Source organism: Acinetobacter sp. NCu2D-2 (assembly GCF_001647675.1).
In the GTDB taxonomy this organism is placed as follows: domain Bacteria; phylum Pseudomonadota; class Gammaproteobacteria; order Pseudomonadales; family Moraxellaceae; genus Acinetobacter.
Genome location: NZ_CP015595.1, coordinates 213975 through 232355, shown reverse-complemented (window position 1 = coordinate 232355; position 18381 = coordinate 213975). Strand labels below are relative to the sequence as shown.

The following is an 18381-nucleotide window of genomic DNA, read 5'->3' as shown; positions in this document are numbered from 1 at the left end:
CTTTTATAATTCCATAGAAAATTCAATTATCTTATAAGTATATTAAAATACCTAAAATAGAGAATATTCAATGTAATTTGCAATGATTAACTTAAGCGAATTCCGTGCCAAAATTTATTATTTTATGTGAATTTTATTGTTATTAAGCCAGCGATATAAATATCTGTTTTTTTTTATATAAATATCACTGACTTATTTGGTGTTTTTAAGGGATTTTAAGACTCAATTCCAGCAATATCTCTTAATATTTTTGTGAAATTTTCTCGCTCTGTTTCACTATATTTTGAGAACACCTCATTTTGGTGCTTATTTGCTATATCAAACAGGGTGTGAACAGTTTCTTGCCCCTTTTCAGTGAGTTGGAAGAATTCTTCAGTCTCAATTAATAAACCATCTTTTTTTAATGTTTCTGCAGCGCGTTCAACTTGTTCCATTGGCATCGCAATGTCACGCGGCAAGTCAGCTTTACTTGAAGTCGTGCCACTTCCCAATACTAACAATAGTCTTGCTTCACTGGTTCTAAAGCCACTACCTAATTGTTTAGGAATATAGTCGGTTTGATAGAATTTAAATGCTCGACTCATGAGAAAGCACACATTCTCATTGAGGTAACCATGATTAATTTTACCAAGTTCATTTTCTTGAATAGACTGTTTGAGTTGAACCATTGGATGTGGTGTAACCGCTGAATACACACCTTGATGGAAAACAAGTGGGCTACGACCTTCATCATGGAATGCCACAACTTTACCAATAATGATCCAGTGATCTCCCCCTTCAATAACCTGATGTCTTTCACATTCAAACACAGCCGAACAATTACTTAGTAAAGGGGCATTGCCTGCACCCAATTCAAAGTTTACACCTTCGAATTTATCTGCTGTACGACGTGCAAATTTATTTGATAATTCAATTTGACTTGCGGACAAAATATTGACTGCAAAATGTGTCGCTTCAGAAAAAACAGAATAGCTTGAAGACTTTTTATCGATACTCCATAAAATAAGAGATGGATCCAATGACACAGAGTTAAAGCTATTGGCAGTCACACCAACTTTTTCACCCGCTGCATTTTGTGCCGTCATAATTGTCACACCCGTCGCAAAATTACCGAGTGCACGTCTAAACTTCATCGGATCAACGCTAAACTGCGTTTGTGATAATGTGGTCATAATATTCATTCCTTTTATCTTTTATGCCTAGTCTTAAATATCTAAGACGAGACGAGCAGATTTAGAACGAGAGCAACATACTAAAATTTGGTCATTCTCTTCTTTTTCTTCATCCGTTAAATACACATCACGGTGGTCAGGCTCACCTTCTAATACATCACACAAACATGTACCACACACACCTTGTTCACATGATTTCTCAATCTTGATGCCTTCTCTCGCTAACGCATCGATCAGACTTTCATCCGCTGCAACTGTGATAATTTTATTACTGCGCTGTGCAACGACTTCAAAGCTATCGCCTGTGACATCTGTTTCGACGTTAAAATATTCTTTGTGGATCTGCTGATCCGCAAAGTGATTCGATTTAGCCAAATCAATAACCCAATCCATAAAGCCATTCGGGCCACATGTATAGATATGAGATTGAGCATCTAATTGCTTAATATGCTGGTTAAGATATTCGCGATGACTTGAACCTTCTGCTTTAAAGTGGAAGGTTGTAAATGGTGCAAGTGATCCCTGTTCTATTTCTTCGACGAAAGCACAGCGATCACGACTACTGCCACAATAATGTAATTCAAAGGATTTGCCCTGAGCCAGTAGCTCATATGCCATGGTAATGAGTGGTGTAATGCCAATACCGCCACCGATCAACACTGAGTGGGAAGCATCAACCAATGGGAATAAGTTTCTTGGTGCACTCACCTGCAACTGCATACCTGGTGTCAGTTGCTCAAATGCACATGTTGAACCACCACGTGACTGAGGGTCTTTCAAAATACCGAGTCGAAAAATGCCGACTTGTTTAGGATCTTGGCAAAGTGAATATTGGCGTATTAGACCATTCGGCAAATGCACATCAATATGTGCACCTGCTTCGATTTCAGGGAGTGTATTTTCATTCGCAGATGCCAATTCCAGTACTGCGATTGTGCCACCTTCTACACGGCGGCTTTGGAGTACTACATCAAATAAATCCGTCATATTTATCTCCTTATACGCTGTTAGCGCATAAACAAGCCCCCGTTAATATCCCAAGTCGCACCAGTTACAAACGCTGCTTCAGGCTGAGCCAATAGTGCAATTGTTTGTGCAATAAACTGCATAGAACCGAGTTGCTGTACGGGGATATTGGTTACAAATTTTTCAATATTTTCTTCACCGACTACCTGGCGAACCATAGGTGAATCCATTGGACCCGGTGCAATTGCATTAACGGTCACACCTTGTGCAGCAAATTGTTTGGCAAAAATTTTGGTTAAAGTGGTGATTGCACCCTTAGACGCTGCATAGTGTGCACCTGTTGCTGTCCCACCATTTTGACCTGCAAGGGAAGACAGGTTAATCATACGGCCATAACCTTTGCTCGCCATATATTGACCAAAGACTTGGCAAGCAGTGAAAGTTCCTCGCTGATTCACCTGACATACCCAGTCGAATTCTTCAGCAGTGATTTCAAGTACAGGTGTCGCTTTTGTCACAGCTGCATTATTGACAACAACATCTAATTGCTGAAAATTTTGCTCTACATAATTGACCGCGTTTTCAAAATCTTCACGTACAGAAATATCGAGCTTTAACGCAGACATATTTTCTGAAAACTGACTACTTGCAATGTTTTGTTGAGCAAGATTAGGATTTACGTCTGAAACAATGACTTGATAATCAAGTGATGCAAGATGTTCTGCAATGGTCCAACCTAAACCTGAAGCTGCACCTGTAACTAAAGCGACTTTTTTCATATTCACTCCATTACAAGATGTAACTGATACCCGCTAGGGTATCGGTTGAGTTAATGAGGTTAATCACCTTGCGACGAATCTTGAAACCATATTCTTCATCACGTACCAAGTGGTAAATCACATCTGCTGTGTAATGACGCAAGTTTTCTTTACGGAATTCTCGCAAGTTTTGTGCACAGCGTAAGATAATCTCACCATCTTGTTCTTGAAGAATGCGTACACGCGATAAACTACGCACTGTATTCGCTTTTGGAGATGTCGAAATCGCTTCACCATTTTCTAAACGTTCAACACGTAGTTGACGCATATGATGATTGTCATATGCATAGTTCAGATGGTTTTCATAATCGGTTAAGGCTGGGTCGATTGGAATAATATACTGACCTTGCTCTTCCCATAATGCTAACCAAGTTTGGTAATCCGAATGGTCGAGCATATCCGCTTCTGCCCAGATAAATGCGGTTACTTCATTTACTAAATTTACGTCGATTTTCATTGCATTCCCCTTAAGCCGTCATAATCTTTTTCCACTGCTGATAAGCAGCGCGCATACCTGTTTCAGCACTTACATCACTTTTCAGACCATCTTCAGTTTTAACTTCACCGGGTAATCCGCGATGTAGCATGATCCAAAGATCATTGCCTGCATTTGAGCCTTTTTGTACGCGTTCCCAAGCCTCGGCATCATCTGGCGTACCAAAGCCAAACGGTCCTTGGAAGTGTTCGTGTAGACGTAAGCGATATTGGTTGGCAATTTGAGGTCCACCATCCATCGTAATAACAGAGTGATGAATTTCAGTTTTATCGACTGCTAAAGGCTGCATAACACGGAAAAATGCCATTGAACATGCGATATTCGGGAAGATGTTCAGGTTGAAGCCCGTACCACCTACAGCTCGGCAGATACGTCGTACTTCAAGTTCTTCATGTCCTTCATCACGAAGTGCTTGTGCCAGCTCTTCGAAACGCTCTTGAATTGGGCGTTCCATTAGTTCTTCTTCGAGATCAATCAGTTCAGGAATCATGACCATGACACTGTGACCATTTCCAAGATCTTCAACATAACCAGGCTGATTTTCGAAGTTGAAAAGTTCTTCAGTTTTTTCGTCAACAGAGCTCAGGAATGATTTGTGTACCAATGGGAAATGGTAAGCATCCGTTGTATTTTCTAACTGAATCTTCCAGTTACCAGGGAAGGTAAAGCGATGTTCGCCCAAGACTTTGACTGGGTAGCCTGCACCCTGTTTCATGAACAGATCAATCCACTTTTTAGCAGGACCAAGGAAATCTACAAGCGGCTCAATGTCTTGTTTAAATGTAGCGAAGATCATGCCGTTATATTCTTCGACACGTAAACTCACCATAGGGAGTTCAGATTTGTCTAAGCATTCGCCATAACTTTCCGGAGATGGTACGCCACGTAATGTGCCATCTAATGCATAGCTCCAACCATGATAAGGACAAACGAAACTATTGGTTTTACCTTTTTTATGTTCACATACTGTCGCGGCACGGTGACGGCAACGGTTTAAAAGTACATGAACTTTTTTCTTACGGTCACGTACAACGACAACAGGCTGTAAACCTACATTAATCGTTTTATAGCTTCCTGCTTCAGGAAGTTCACTGGCATGTGCAACCCATACCCAAGTGTTGTAAAAGATTTTTTCCATTTCTTCTTCAAAAATGGCTGGATCTTTATACAGTGACGTATGTACACGGTCACTTTGAACAAGTTCGTTGTAATCAATTTCGATATTTTGTGTTGGAATCAGGCTATTCATATCTATTTCCTATTTACTTTGCGTCCTGAGCGTTTACTTCTGCACTTTTGGCTTCAGGTACAGGCAATTCAGCAGTGCTGTTCCAGTAATCTACGGGACGACTAAAAATATTTTCTGTTTGAAAGTGTTTGATCTTCCATTGACCATTGGCATCTTTACAGAAATCAATAGTCAATTTGGCAGCAGTAAGATGGCTTTGCTGATGCTGGAACGTTGACGTCTGAAGCATCAACCAACTCCCCTTAGCAGTTGAGCCTTCAACATAGATCTGTTCAGAACTCACAAAATGGGCATTCATGACAAAGTGTGATTTTTTTTGCGTATAGCTTTTAAACATGTCGTAAATCGATTGCCATGTTGTATAACGCCCAAAACTTTGACTATATTTCTCGCCAATTCCTTCCCAGATACTGTCAGCATCAAAAAGCGACATCAGTTCATCAAGATTGGTATTTGCGTCTAAATGGTCACAAATCTCCATATAGCGATTTATACAATTTCGAATTGCATTCACAGCTTCAAGTTCTTCTAAACGTTGAATTAACTGTGTGAGTTCTTGCTTACTGACATCCATTCTATTCACCTTCAAACAGCTTGAACTTAACGTTGAATGATCAATTCACGACCCACGCGTGCTTCGATTTTGCAGTATTTCCAAAGTTTATAAGGTCCTTCACCGACAACTGTGGTACGCATCAAATTGCAAGCAGCATGTACAGTCTCAATATCTGGAACATCTGCAAGTAAATACGTTGTCCAAGGGAATCCTGTACTAGGTCCTACCATACTTTGGTCATCGTCAAGGTTGCCGTAAACGTGCACACCTGGTAAATCATGGATACCATTCCACATTTCCCCAAATGCAGCCCATACTGCTTTCGCTTCTTCTGGTACTGCATCGAAAAAGTTTTGATTAATACCCATGCAGAACAAAACGCGTAAAGGTGATTTTTTTTCCATGAGATTTTTCCTTTTTAGTTCATTTTAAATTTGATTGAGTGTGTTGAATTACAGATAACCAGGTGTAGGTGGTAGACCAAAGCTCATCGCACCTGCATTTAATAACGTTGCATCCCCCATAAATGCATGCTGTGTCACGACATTGGCGTCGTTAACATATCGACTAAATGGGTTGTTTGTATAAATCGCGGTCATGCCGGCAAGCATCTGCATTTTTCGAGCAACTTCTGCACTGGTCCGAGCAGCATGCGTACATGCAAGACGCATATTACTTACTTGTTCAGGACTTGGTTTTTCACCATTCAAGATGGTTGCCCATGCACTGTCCATAGTTTGGTAGAACCAAGAACGGGCAGCTTGAAACTCAGCTTCAGCTTGTGCGAATTCATACTGAGTGACGGGACGATTGGCAATTTCAGAACCACCAGTAATAGATGCTTTACCAGGTGCTAAAAGCTTAAATTCCTCAAGAGCTGCTGCAGCAACACCAATGCCTACAACAGTAAGGACTTGTGTTGCGAACGATAGAGAAGGATATTTAAAAAAAGGCTCAGGCAAAGATGAAGCCACACCTCGGACAAATGTCCAGTCTTCGCTTACTTCAACATTGTCAACAATAAGATCATGACTACCTGTACCCTTTAAACCGACAGTGTCCCAAGTCATTTCAATTTTCAATTGGTTTGAAGGCATAACAGCAATACGTGGTAATCCAGATGCCTCATTGATTTTTTTGGGTGCGATACCAACCCCAATAATGTCTGCACCTAAACAGCCACTTGAAAACTTCCAACGACCTTTGACTTTAAAACCTTGTTCTGTCACTTCTGCAGGTTGCGGTGGAAATATGCCCGCTGCAAAAACGATATCTGGTCCATTTTCATAAATTTTTTCTAAGGTTGATTCTGGTAAACAGCCTAAATATGCTGGACTCATACCAAAACTTGCGACCCAACCTACTGATCCATCTGCCATCGATAAACGTTCGATACATTCACAGAACTGTTTTGGAGAACATTCATCGCCACCAAAACGTGCTGGGACCAGTGCACGATAAATTCCAGCTGCTCTCAATTTTTCAATAATATCTTGAGAAACAAAGCCTTGATTATCAAACTCTCCAGTACATGCACGAGTTTTAATCTCCTGACATAACGCTGTCATATCAGTCGTTTCTATTTTTGGTTTTTTGACAGCTAAAGAGTTCATGATCTAGCTCCTTGTGCGGATTTAGTCGCATCTGATATATATTTTGCAATTGCACAGAGTTGTTCATCTGCGTTGTGTTTCGTCACTAATTGCAATCCCACAGGTAACCCCTGCGCTGTTTCATATGGAATGGTGATTGCAGGATGACCAGATAAATTAAATGGGCGAACCAATGCCGTTAAATTCAAGAATGCAACGGTATTGGCAGCATCAACCACTTTCGGTGGAATTTGAGGTAATGTCGGTAAGCAAATGGCATCAAATTGATTAAGCAGGTCATCAATCTCTTTTCGAAATTTTTCACGAACCAGATTGGCTTTTTCCACTTGATCTGAAGTTGTCTGTGATGCTTTGAGCAGACGCTGTTGAACATCATCCGCAATTTTTCCTGTCTCGGTTAAATGACCAAAGGCTTGCCATGTTTCATAATTAATAACATGCATCCCTGCATCGAAAGCGTCTTTAAGCGAAGGTGCATCAACGACTTCATATTGAATTTCTGCATCTTGTAAGATTGCTTCCAACGTCGATATAACAACTGCTTCAGCATCAACATTTAGCATCGCTAAGCGAGGTCCATGATCAGGTGTACTTACAGGCGTAAAACTCGGATCAATGCACTGCATCGCCAACTCAATTTTTTCAACAGAGTTAGCAAACGGACCCACGCAATCCAGTGAAGTATCTCGAGGATGTACACCGATGCGACTTACACGCCCAAAACTTGGTTTTAGCCCAAATACACCACAACAAGCAGCAGGCATACGAACCGATCCACCGGTATCTGTTCCTAAACTAAAATCAGCTATATTCTCAGCGACTGCTGTTGCAGAACCACTTGATGATCCACCTGGAATAAGCTCCGGATATTTAGGGTTAGTCGGTGTTCCGAAATGCTGATTGATTCCTGTGATTCCGTAGGCAAGTTCATGCATGACCGCTTTACCCACAATTTGACAATCATGTTGAAGTAGATGTGTTATCACTTCTGCATTTTCAGTAGCTGGTGCCACATCAAGTAACGAACAACTCCCCAAAGTTGTTTGTAACCCCTCAATATCAATAGAATCTTTAATGACTACACGATTTCGGCCTGAACCGATTAGTATCGTTTTATATACACTATTCAATTCACTTTTCCATGTAATTTTACCTGTTCATTTGAATATCTGAAAATTCAATGTAATTGTCAAGTAAATAAGTTATTTATTTCTACGTAATATTACGTATACTTGTATAATTAGATTTAATTCAAATTGTTAGTGCACGATTATGCTAAAAGATTTTGAGAGTTTCTTACCCAATAAGGACCCCAAAAGCCTAGAGAAGTTCCCTTTCTTTTGGATCTCTCAGGTCAATGGTAAATATTCCCAACTTATTGATAAATCTTTAAAAAAGATCGGATTAGACAACACAAAGAGAAAAATCATTCTCAGCTTAAATGCGCTTAGCGAAGCTAATATTACTGAAATTTCAAATCTTTCAACGATTAAACTGACTACAGCAACTAAAGCCATTTATCGTTTAGTCGATGAAGACATTGTGACAATCTTCTCATCGCCTTTCGATGAGCGTATTTCGATGGTGAAATTAACCGATAAGGGCTACGATTTGGTCGAACAAATTAACCAAATCAATAAAGTGACATTGGCCGGTATTTTAAATTCTTTTGAAGAAGAAGAACTTTTAGAACTTAATACACAGTTGAAAAAAATCTTCGACCTAATGCCGACTCGTTAATCGTTTCCTATACGATGAAAAATTGCTTGAGCAGCTTTGCTCAGGCAATTAAAAATAATAATTTAAATATAAAAATAATTTTAAAGTCTATTTGCATCAGGTAATTGATTCATAAAATCCAAAATTTGTGAAATATAAGCATTGTCATCAATACTTCTGTATGCAATCGAAATTGGACTATAAGCTTCATTGTCCAAGATCGAAATATATTGCAAATTACGCATACCGATTGCACTTGCACTTGCCGGAATAATACAAATTCCTTCCCCAGATGACACTAACCCGAGTGCCATATGAATTTCCCGCACTTCCTTAAGATTCTGTGGAATTAAATCCAATTCAGAAAATAGTCCTTGAATAAAAGTTGAGAAACTGGGCTTAGGTGCATTTGGATATATATAAATAATTTCATTGAGTACTTGTGATAGATAAATCCCCTCTTTCTGATATTTTGTAAGCGGATGGTCTCTATGCACAGCAAGTAATAATTTTTCTCTTTCTAAGATAGTGCGGCGTATAGACGGATCACTAATACCCAGTCGTCCAAACCCCATATCAATTTTACCAATTTTTAAAGCTTCAACTTGGTCCCTAGTGCCACATTCAACCAGTTCAATTTTAATACCACTAATATTTTTTCTTAAATGATCGATAATTTCAGGAAGTTTCCAATAGAAAAGTGAACCGACATAGCCAATCCGAATGGCCGTATTTTTAATTTTATATCGGCCAACCATGGTCTTTGCATGAGCAGTCAGTGTCAGGATCTGTACGGCATATTGATAGAAATACTCACCCACTTCACTGGTCTTGATGGGACGCGTACCTCTTTCAAATAAGGTCACGCCAAGCTCATCTTCTAGATTCTTAATTTGTCGTGTTAAAGGCGGCTGCGCAATACATAATCGTGCTGCTGCCTTGGTAATACTTTTTTCCTCTACTACCGCAACAAAGTATTTTAAACTTCTCAATTCCATTGAAAATTCCTACTAATATACCTTTTAAGTATTTTAAAATACTAATTCATTTCTATTTAAAAAGAAAAATATCAATTAAGGTATTTACAGCAATATATGGATTATAACGCTATATGTACAAGAACATAGAAACGATACTCGCTGAAATACCAACGATTCGCCCTCACAAGATGGCCGTTGCAACGATGCAAACCCAAACACTGGTCTTAATAAAAATTGAGACTGATGATGGATTTGTAGGTTGGGGTGAAGCAACGACGATTGGCGGTCTAGGCTACGGTGAAGAAAGCCCAGAAAGCATTAAAGTTAACGTTGATACTTATTTCGCACCTCTGTTGAAGACTTTATCACATTTGAATGTTGCACAGACATTGCAAATTATTCAAAAAAATATCAATGGTAACCGCTTTGCAAAATGTGCAATTCAGACTGCATTACTTGATATTCAAGCACAGCGTTTAGGTTTACCGTTATCTGAATTACTTGGTGGACGTCTACGTGATAGTGTCCCAGTTCTATGGGTACTGGCATCAGGTGACACAGACAAAGATATCGCTGAAGCGCAGAAAATGCTTGCTGCTAAACGCCATAATTTCTTTAAACTGAAAATTGGTTCACGCCCAGTTGAAGCAGATGTAGAACATGTTTTAGCGATTAAGAAAGCACTAGGTCCAGAGGTTTCAATACGTGTTGATGTCAATCGAGCATGGTCTGAACTTGAAGCCATTAAAGGCATTCAATTGCTTCAAGATGGTGGTGTAGACCTTATTGAACAACCTTGTGCCATTGACAATATTGATGCAATGGAACGATTAACCCGCCGATTTGATATTGCGATTATGGCAGATGAATCCCTGATGGGACCTTCTTCAGCATATCGACTGGCTAAGACGAATGCTGCATCCGTGTTTGCTGTCAAAGTTGCGCAATCAGGTGGTCTTTTAGAAGGTCGTGATGTTGCTACAGTTGCTCATCTTGCAGGAATTGACTTGTATGGTGGCACGATGCTTGAAGGTTCAGTCGGCACAATTGCTTCTGCGCATCTATTCTCAACATTTAAAAATTTAGCTTACGGAACTGAACTATTTGGACCTCTGCTTTTAACTCAAGAGATTTTAAAAACACCGCTTCAATACGAGAACTTTGAGTTGCACCTACCGCAAGGAAATGGGCTGGGTATTGAAATCGATGAAAATAAATTAGATCAGCTTCGACGAAAATAATTTCAAAATTGCTATTAAGGAGTGAAGCCATGCTGTTTCATGTACGAATGGATGTCAATATTCCTCGAGACTTACCAGAGACACAAGTTAACGAGATTAAAGCTGTCGAAAAAGCGTATTCACAGGAATTACAGCGTCAAGGTAAATGGCGTCATATTTGGCGTATTACCGGACAATATTCGAATATCAGCATTTTCGATGTAGAAAGTAATGAGGAATTACATAATCTTTTACAAGGATTACCTCTCTATCCATTTATGAAAATTGAAGTGATGGCTTTAAATCGTCATCCTTCTTCAATCCGGGATGATGATCATTAAATCATTCGATTGAATCTCACATTTATAAACACGAAAAATATTGGGTAACAAGGACCAGGTCAATTTTTAAAAATATTGACCAAATCAACAAAAAATACTTAAGGAGTAAGTAACATGAATCATCAAGAAATCGATGCATTAGTAAAAAAAATGAACGTAGATACTGCAAGTGGGCCTGTCGATGCTCGCGTTCAGCAGGTAGTTGTTCGTCTTGTTTCAGACCTGTTCAAAGCGATTGAAGATTTAGATCTCACGCAATCAGAAGTTTGGAAAGGTCTTGAATATTTCACTGATGCAGGTCAAGCGAATGAACTTGGACTTCTTGCAGCTGGATTAGGCTTGGAACATTTCCTAGACCTTCGTGCAGATGAAGCTGATGCAAAAGCGGGAATTACCGGTGGTACACCACGTACGATCGAGGGTCCACTTTATGTAGCAGGTGCACCTGAATCTGTCGGTTTTGCACGCATGGATGATGGTTCAGAATCTGATACGGTTGATACTTTATTTATCGAAGGCACAGTGACCGATGCTGATGGCAAAGTGATTGAAGGTGCTAAAGTTGAAGTTTGGCATGCCAATAGCTTAGGAAATTATTCTTTCTTTGATAAGTCACAGTCAGACTTTAACCTCCGCCGTACGATCTTTACCAATCAGGATGGTAAGTATGTCGCTCAGACTACAATGCCTGTAGGTTACGGCTGCCCACCTGAAGGTACGACTCAGTTCGTTCTGAATAAACTTGGTCGTCATGGTAATCGTCCTTCACATGTACATTACTTTGTATCTGCACCTGGTTATCGCAAATTAACAACTCAATTCAATATTGAAGGTGATGAATACCTTTGGGATGACTTTGCATTTGCAACACGTGATGGCTTAGTTGCTACTGCTGTTGATGTTACTGATGAAGCAGAAATCGCACGTCGTGGTGTTGATAAACCGTTTAAGTTTATCCAATTCAACGTTGAACTTGTGAAAGAAACTGAATCAGCACCGACTACAGAAATTGAGCGTCGCCGCGTAAGCGCTTAATTTGATCAAAGAATGGATAGCCCTCTCTATCCATTCTTTCCCTTCTTCATTGAATTATTACTAATCAATATTTATAAGATACTGATTAATAATGGTTTAAATACAAATTAATATTAGTTTGAGTGATTTTTATGATTGATAAATCAGCATCCTTACAAACAGCGCTTTCCCAAATTAAGGACGGTTCGACCATTATGATTGGCGGTTTCGGTACCGCGGGTCAGCCAGCTGAATTAATCGATGGCTTAATCGAACTGGGTATTAAAGACTTGGTCATCGTCAATAACAATGCAGGTAATGGCGATTATGGCTTAGCAAAGCTGCTTAAAACTGGTGCTGTACGTAAAATTATTTGTTCTTTCCCACGCCAATCAGATTCTTGGGTGTTTGATGAACTGTACCGCGCTGGAAAAATTGAGTTAGAGCTTGTACCGCAAGGGAATTTAGCCTGCCGCATACAAGCTGCAGGTATGGGTTTAGGTCCAATTTACACACCAACAGGTTTTGGAACATTGCTGGCTGAAGGTAAACCGACTCTGAATTATGAAGGTAAAGATTACGTTTTAGAAAATCCAATTAAAGCGGACTTTGCTTTGATCAAAGCATCAAAAGGTGACCGCTGGGGCAATCTGATTTATCGCAAATCGGCACGTAACTTTGGTCCAATCATGGCGATGGCAGCTGATATTACTATTGCACAGGTTGCAGAAATTGTTGAATTAGGTGAGCTTGATCCTGAACATATCATCACACCTGGCATTTTTGTTCAACACGTTGTTCAAGTTCAACCTGCACAATAATCACGGATTAAGGAGAGAATTCATGAGCTATACCAAATTAACCCGTGATCAAATTGCTGAACGTGTTGCGCAGGATATTCCTGATGGTTCATACGTCAATTTAGGTATTGGCCTTCCCACTAAAATCTCTAGCTATTTACCTTCAGATAAAGATGTATTCCTACACTCTGAAAATGGCTTATTGGCATTTGGTCCTCCCCCTCTCGAAGAAGATCGTGATCCTGAACTGATTAATGCTGGTAAAGAATTTGTCACAATGCTTACAGGCGGTGCTTTTTTCCACCATGGCGATTCATTTGCCATGATGCGTGGTGGACATTTAGATATTGCTGTACTCGGCGCATTTCAAGTTGCTGAAAATGGCGACCTTGCCAACTGGCATACGGGTGCCCCTGATGCAATTCCAGCTGTTGGTGGAGCAATGGATTTAGCCGTTGGTGCCAAAAAAGTATTTATTACGACTGATCATGTAACCAAAAAAGGTGAACCTAAAATTGTGGCAGAACTGACGTATCCTGCGACAGGACTTAAGTGTGTCGATCGTATCTATACAGACCTCTGTGTTATTGATGTCACAGCAGAAGGAATGAAGGTTATTGAAAAAGTGGAAGGTTTGTCATTCGAAGAACTACAAGCAATGACTGGTGCAAAACTGATTGATGCGACTGCTTAGAACGAAAAGTCCCCTTTTTATTAAAGGAGGGATTTAGGAAGTATTAATATTAAAAATTAACTTCCTTTAAATCCCTCCTATCCTCCCTTCAAGAAAGTGAGGAGCTATATTCCAAGGATTTATATAATGAAAAACGCATATATCATTGATGCTATTCGTATACCTTTTGGCCGTTATGCAGGTGGACTCGCACCCGTACGTACAGATGACTTAGGCGCTTTGCCCATTAAAGCATTAATTGAACGAAATCCGAGTGTGGAATGGAACCAAGTTGATGATGTGATTTATGGCTGTGCCAATCAGGCAGGTGAAGATAATCGTAATGTAGGCCGTATGTCCGCATTGCTTGCTGGCCTTCCCTATCAAGTTCCAGCTACCACTGTCAATCGCTTGTGTGGTTCATCGCTTGATGCAGTTGCTATGGCTGCACGAGCAATTAAATCAGGTGAAGCAGATCTGATCATTGCAGGTGGTGTTGAGTCAATGTCTCGTGCACCTTTTGTTATGGGTAAACCTGAAACAGCATACGGCCGTTCGCAAAAGATTGAAGATACCACCATGGGCTGGCGTTTCATCAATCCAAAATTAAAAGAACTATATGGCGTTGAAACCATGCCGCAAACTGCAGAAAATGTTGCGGAACAATTTAATATTAACCGTGCAGATCAAGATCAGTTTGCATTAGGCAGTCAGCAAAAAACAGCTGTAGCACAAGCTAAAGGCTTTTTTGATAAGGAAATCATCCCTGTCACCATACCTCAACGTAAAGGTGAGCCTGTCGTGATTGCTCAGGATGAACATCCACGTGCTTCTACTACCCTTGAAGGCTTAACTAAACTTAAACCAGTTGTGAAATCAGACGGGACCGTGACTGCGGGAAATGCTTCAGGCATTAATGATGGGGCCGCTGCACTACTTATTGCATCGGAAGAAGCAGTAGAAAAATACGCACTTCAACCTCGTGCGAAAATTATTGGTGCAACTGTTGTTGGCGTGGAGCCCAGAATTATGGGTTATGGCCCTGCACCTGCAATTAAGAAATTGTTGGCTCAAACAGATTTAAGTCTTGAACAGATGGACGTAATTGAGCTCAATGAGGCATTTGCAGCACAAGCCCTCGCTGTAACACGTGACTTAGGTTTGGCGGATGATGATGCACGTGTGAATCCAAACGGTGGTGCAATTGCAATCGGTCATCCATTAGGTGCTTCAGGTGCCCGATTAGTTACAACCGCACTGAATCAACTTGAACAAACTGACGGGAAATATGCACTCTGTTCAATGTGTATCGGTGTTGGTCAAGGCATCGCTTTGATTATCGAACGCGTATAACTATTTAAAATTCCCCTCCCTTTAATCAAGGGAGGTTGAGAGGAATCTATGCCGACATTTACATCTAATACTGCTCAGATTAATTTTCAGACCTTTGGTGATCAATCGAATCCAGCCATTATCTTCTCAAATTCATTAGGTACGAACTACAGTATGTGGCAACCACAGATTGAGTTCTTTAAGAGTAACTATTTTATAATTTGCTACGATACCCGTGGTCATGGGAAGTCTACAGCACCACAAGGTCCTTATAATCTAGAGTTATTGGGTGAAGATGTTATAAATTTACTGAATCATTTAGAAATTTCCAAAGCAATTTTTTGTGGAATTTCTATGGGGGGGATTACAGGTCAGTGGCTTGCACAGCATTATCCTGATCGTTTCAACTATGTGATTGTATGTAATACCGCTGCTAAAATCGGTTCAGAAAATACTTGGCTAGATCGTGCAAATTTAGTTCGCGAGCAAGGACTTTTACCTATCGCCTCCACTGCTGCCGGGCGTTGGTTCACAGATCCCTTTATCCAAAGTAACCCAACAATTGTTGCTAAACTTTCAAACGACCTTGGAGCTGGCAGCCCAGAAGGTTATGCGAGTTGTTGTGAAGCTTTGGCTAAAGCGGATGTCCGGGAGGATTTATCTAAAATTCGTATTCCAGTGCTTATCATTGCAGGTCAACAGGATCCGGTGACGACTGTAGAAGATGGTTTATATATGCAACATAACATCCCTGGCAGCCAATTGTTTGAGATTAATGCATCACATATTTCCAATCTTGAAAAAGCAGATGACTTCAATCGTGCTATCCAAAAATTTATAGTATAAGATTTTGATAAAATAGAAAAAATGTTTACACATTTTTTCTATTTTTCTATCAACATTTTAATTCGCAGATTCAAATCCCAAGTGCAACACATTTGTAGTTAGTTGAAAAAGTTAGGTGTATTCATAGAATCATTAGACTTTTTCAACTCGCAATTGGAAAGCACACAATGAAGAAATACACCCAACTTTCTCAAGATGAAAGATACGAAATTTATGCTACTTTGAAAAGTAAAAGTTCAATCGCTACCCTTGCTCGGGAGTTAGGACGTTCACGATCAACCATCTACCGTGAAATAAAAAGAAATACTGGGCAACGTGGATATAGAGCTCAACAGGCAGCTAAATTTGCAAGTCAAAGACGGTACCGTCCTTCATCATCAATGACAGCATTTGCCTTCGCTTATATTGATTATTTGATTGGTTTGGACTGGTCACCAGAACAAATTTCAGGTGCTTTAACACAACGCGGTTGGCTGGATGTACCTTCACATGAGTGGATTTACCAGTACATTTATCAAGATAAATCACAAGGAGGTAAACTCCATCTACACTTAAGGCATCAGAAGAAATATCGAAAACGCGGTTACAAAAACACGGATCGTAGGGGGCAAATCATTGATAAAACAAGTATTCACTGCAGAGACCAGGTCATTGATCAACGACAACGTTTAGGAGATTTCGAAGGTGACACGGTGATTGGTAAACATCATAAAGGTGCTTTATTGACACTCGTTGATCGAAAGAGCCTGTATGTACATATTGTTCATTTAGGGCCAACGAGAGCATCCTCTCAAACGATTACTTGTGCATTAGATCGTTTACAAATGAGCCATGCTTATAGTGTGACATTTAATAATGGCAAAGAATTTTCCGAACACAAAAGAATTACTGATGCTGGGATAGAGACGTATTTTGCTGATCCTTACAAGTCTATTCAGCGAGCTAGAAATGAAAATACGAATGGTTTAATCCGTCAATATCTGCCAAAATCATCATCGTTTGATGATGTGTCAAACGAACAAATAGAGCAGATAGAATTTGCACTCAACCATCGTCCTAGAAAAACACTAGGTTGGTATACACCGAGTGAAGTTATGGCTGGTTTTTATACTGTTGCACTTGCCGTTTGAATCCGCCATTTTTAATGACTTTGAAAATTTTTCCACTCGATCTACTTTGAAAACACATCTCAAAACTTGGACGAATATCTTCACCATCCACTGTAATATATTGGATATGTGAGGCTGATTTGCTTTCTAAGAAATGTCTTTCTACAGTCGCTTTAATTGCATACATTGCACCAAACTGATCTGTGACTTTAATATTTTCTATATACATTGATTTACCTGAAATTAATTAAAATGGTTTGCTCTAATTGGATTCTTTTTAACTCACTTTCTGTTCCAATCTAAATAGCTGGTTCAATGCGGCATAAAAACTACGACCATCGAGATTTAAATCCACTTCAATACCTGAAGCCAAACGAACTCTTTTACCTACTTCGACTGGTTTTAAGCCCTGACGAGTATTCTGAAGTTTATTATGAGGAATCAGTGATACTAAAATTTCTGTACCATTGATTGACTTTGCAACTAAATTTTCTTTTATTAACAACTTTTATCCTAAAATTAATACTTATTTATGATCACTTATCATTTTTATGATCAACACATTTAGATTGCTACAATATTTACGGCATTAGGACCTTTCTGTCCCTGTGCAATACTGAACTCTACTTGTTGACCCTCAAATAATGTACGGAAGCCTGAGCTCGCAATTTCACTGAAATGAGCAAAAACATCTGGTCCTTCTTGGGTTTGAATGAAGCCAAAGCCTTTTGCTTCATTGAACCACTTTACAGTACCTTTAACTACGTTTGAATTTGACATAATAAAACCTATTTTAATATTTGTGAGCCAATTGCATGGCGAGATATAACTTTGAAAAATAATAAAGAATAGTATTTGTAATCTAAAAAACGAAGAATTATAAATAAGCAACGATGATTAAAAAATTATACAAACTAGACTTTTTCTAGTCATAAGTACTATGACAGGTATACATCAAATTATCAAGTTTTCTTATATATTTATTTATTAAACAAATATTAATCTAAGATAAAAATATCATATTGTAAATATTTAAGCACTTTTGAGATTTAAATTCCTACTTTGCTTAGGCTATTATTTAATTTCTAATTGTTACCGAAATACTTATCTTACATATTAATAATTTGGATTTTACTAAAATTTATTTAGAGGTATTGCAGATCAATCGATTAGAGGCATTTTTTCGCTAATGTGTAATCTTATTAAAGATGATTTTTCACGTTTATTTAGTTTAATTTGCATATTTATTAACCAATACATCCCTTTCTCTATTCCCGCTAGGGTTCTTAGCCTATAATTTATCCACAAAAGCTGCGGACAACTCTAGGGATAATTATTTAAACCTCAAAATAATTCTCTTAAAATATTGAAATATGAATATATTTTTATTTAGCGTTATTTTGATTATCAAAAACATTTCAACAATTTTATGTCAATATAAGAATTCACTTTAATGTTCTTTATCCTAAGGCGAGTT

The 18381-nt window shown here is 39.1% G+C and carries 22 protein-coding genes; 9 read left to right on the top strand and 13 right to left on the bottom strand.

Annotation, left to right across the window (positions count from 1 at the left end; all coding sequences use genetic code 11):
- Window positions 1-215: 215 nt before the first annotated feature.
- Genes A3K93_RS14240 through A3K93_RS14200 form a run of 9 tightly spaced genes read right to left on the bottom strand, consistent with a single transcriptional unit; the run spans window position 216 to window position 8000 of the window.
- Window positions 216-1172 (bottom strand): p-hydroxyphenylacetate 3-hydroxylase reductase component, encoded by a 957-nt coding sequence (locus A3K93_RS14240; protein ID WP_067732022.1) that lies wholly within the window; start codon window positions 1170-1172, stop codon window positions 216-218.
- A 33-nt stretch (window positions 1173-1205) separates the two neighbouring features.
- Complete coding sequence (locus A3K93_RS14235) at window positions 1206-2159, bottom strand: PDR/VanB family oxidoreductase (RefSeq protein ID WP_067732019.1); 954 nt, start codon at window positions 2157-2159, stop codon at window positions 1206-1208.
- 20 nt (window positions 2160-2179) lie between these two features.
- The gene (locus tag A3K93_RS14230; RefSeq protein WP_067732017.1) at window positions 2180-2917 is read right to left on the bottom strand and encodes an SDR family NAD(P)-dependent oxidoreductase; all 738 of its coding nucleotides are present in this window, start codon (window positions 2915-2917) and stop codon (window positions 2180-2182) included.
- Window positions 2918-2927: 10 nt separating this feature from the next.
- Window positions 2928-3413: an aromatic-ring-hydroxylating dioxygenase subunit beta gene (locus A3K93_RS14225; protein WP_067732015.1), complete on the bottom strand. Its 486-nt coding sequence runs from the start codon at window positions 3411-3413 to the stop codon at window positions 2928-2930.
- Window positions 3414-3423: 10 nt separating this feature from the next.
- Window positions 3424-4701, bottom strand: coding sequence for an aromatic ring-hydroxylating oxygenase subunit alpha (locus A3K93_RS14220; protein WP_067732013.1), 1278 nt, complete (start codon window positions 4699-4701; stop codon window positions 3424-3426).
- Window positions 4702-4714: 13 nt separating this feature from the next.
- Entirely contained in the window at window positions 4715-5275 is a 561-nt protein-coding gene (locus A3K93_RS14215) for a nuclear transport factor 2 family protein (protein ID WP_067732011.1), read from the bottom strand.
- A gap of 26 nt (window positions 5276-5301) precedes the next feature.
- Window positions 5302-5661, bottom strand: a complete 360-nt coding sequence (locus A3K93_RS14210) for an IacB protein (RefSeq protein WP_067732009.1) — start codon at window positions 5659-5661, stop codon at window positions 5302-5304.
- A 48-nt stretch (window positions 5662-5709) separates the two neighbouring features.
- A complete protein-coding gene (locus A3K93_RS14205) occupies window positions 5710-6870 on the bottom strand; it encodes an acyl-CoA dehydrogenase family protein (RefSeq protein ID WP_067732007.1) in 1161 nt (386 codons plus the stop codon).
- Window positions 6867-8000: an amidase gene (locus A3K93_RS14200; protein ID WP_067732005.1), complete on the bottom strand. Its 1134-nt coding sequence runs from the start codon at window positions 7998-8000 to the stop codon at window positions 6867-6869. Before A3K93_RS14200 ends, A3K93_RS14205 begins: the two co-directional genes overlap by 4 nt.
- A gap of 142 nt (window positions 8001-8142) precedes the next feature.
- Between A3K93_RS14200 and A3K93_RS14195 the strand changes: the two genes are divergently transcribed.
- Window positions 8143-8610: a MarR family winged helix-turn-helix transcriptional regulator gene (locus tag A3K93_RS14195; RefSeq protein ID WP_067732003.1), complete on the top strand. Its 468-nt coding sequence runs from the start codon at window positions 8143-8145 to the stop codon at window positions 8608-8610.
- Between the two features lie 80 nt (window positions 8611-8690).
- On the opposite strand, the gene A3K93_RS14190 is transcribed toward A3K93_RS14195, so the two are convergent.
- The gene (locus A3K93_RS14190; RefSeq protein ID WP_067732001.1) at window positions 8691-9587 is read right to left on the bottom strand and encodes a LysR family transcriptional regulator; all 897 of its coding nucleotides are present in this window, start codon (window positions 9585-9587) and stop codon (window positions 8691-8693) included.
- A gap of 113 nt (window positions 9588-9700) precedes the next feature.
- Between A3K93_RS14190 and A3K93_RS14185 the strand changes: the two genes are divergently transcribed.
- The 8 genes from A3K93_RS14185 (at window position 9701) to A3K93_RS14150 (ending at window position 16925) form a co-directional block, all read left to right on the top strand.
- On the top strand, window positions 9701-10810 hold the full coding sequence (locus tag A3K93_RS14185; RefSeq protein ID WP_067732000.1) for a muconate/chloromuconate family cycloisomerase: 1110 nt from the start codon (window positions 9701-9703) through the stop codon (window positions 10808-10810).
- Window positions 10811-10839: 29 nt separating this feature from the next.
- On the top strand, window positions 10840-11130 hold the full coding sequence (gene catC / locus A3K93_RS14180) for a muconolactone Delta-isomerase (RefSeq protein WP_067731998.1): 291 nt from the start codon (window positions 10840-10842) through the stop codon (window positions 11128-11130).
- A gap of 114 nt (window positions 11131-11244) precedes the next feature.
- Window positions 11245-12165: a catechol 1,2-dioxygenase gene (gene catA, locus A3K93_RS14175; protein ID WP_067731996.1), complete on the top strand. Its 921-nt coding sequence runs from the start codon at window positions 11245-11247 to the stop codon at window positions 12163-12165.
- Between the two features lie 131 nt (window positions 12166-12296).
- Window positions 12297-12965, top strand: a complete 669-nt coding sequence (locus A3K93_RS14170; RefSeq protein WP_067731994.1) for a 3-oxoacid CoA-transferase subunit A — start codon at window positions 12297-12299, stop codon at window positions 12963-12965.
- Window positions 12966-12987: 22 nt separating this feature from the next.
- Entirely contained in the window at window positions 12988-13638 is a 651-nt protein-coding gene (locus A3K93_RS14165) for a 3-oxoacid CoA-transferase subunit B (protein WP_067731992.1), read from the top strand.
- Between the two features lie 126 nt (window positions 13639-13764).
- Entirely contained in the window at window positions 13765-14970 is a 1206-nt protein-coding gene (gene pcaF / locus A3K93_RS14160) for a 3-oxoadipyl-CoA thiolase (protein ID WP_067731990.1), read from the top strand.
- A gap of 48 nt (window positions 14971-15018) precedes the next feature.
- A complete protein-coding gene (gene pcaD / locus A3K93_RS14155; RefSeq protein ID WP_067731988.1) occupies window positions 15019-15795 on the top strand; it encodes a 3-oxoadipate enol-lactonase in 777 nt (258 codons plus the stop codon).
- Between the two features lie 167 nt (window positions 15796-15962).
- The gene (locus A3K93_RS14150; RefSeq protein WP_067731985.1) at window positions 15963-16925 is read left to right on the top strand and encodes an IS30 family transposase; all 963 of its coding nucleotides are present in this window, start codon (window positions 15963-15965) and stop codon (window positions 16923-16925) included.
- Here A3K93_RS14150 and A3K93_RS14145 read toward each other — a convergent pair.
- The 3 genes from A3K93_RS14145 to A3K93_RS14135 are packed head-to-tail and all read right to left on the bottom strand — an operon-like array spanning window position 16888 to window position 17684.
- The gene (locus tag A3K93_RS14145; protein ID WP_067731983.1) at window positions 16888-17133 is read right to left on the bottom strand and encodes a hypothetical protein; all 246 of its coding nucleotides are present in this window, start codon (window positions 17131-17133) and stop codon (window positions 16888-16890) included. The two genes, A3K93_RS14150 and A3K93_RS14145, sit on opposite strands and share 38 nt — an antisense overlap.
- 48 nt (window positions 17134-17181) lie before the next feature.
- A complete protein-coding gene (locus A3K93_RS14140; protein WP_067731981.1) occupies window positions 17182-17409 on the bottom strand; it encodes a hypothetical protein in 228 nt (75 codons plus the stop codon).
- 59 nt (window positions 17410-17468) lie between these two features.
- Window positions 17469-17684 carry a cold-shock protein gene (locus A3K93_RS14135; protein WP_067731979.1) on the bottom strand — a complete coding sequence of 72 codons (216 nt, stop codon included), beginning with the start codon at window positions 17682-17684 and terminating at the stop codon, window positions 17469-17471.
- Window positions 17685-18381: the final 697 nt, after the last annotated feature.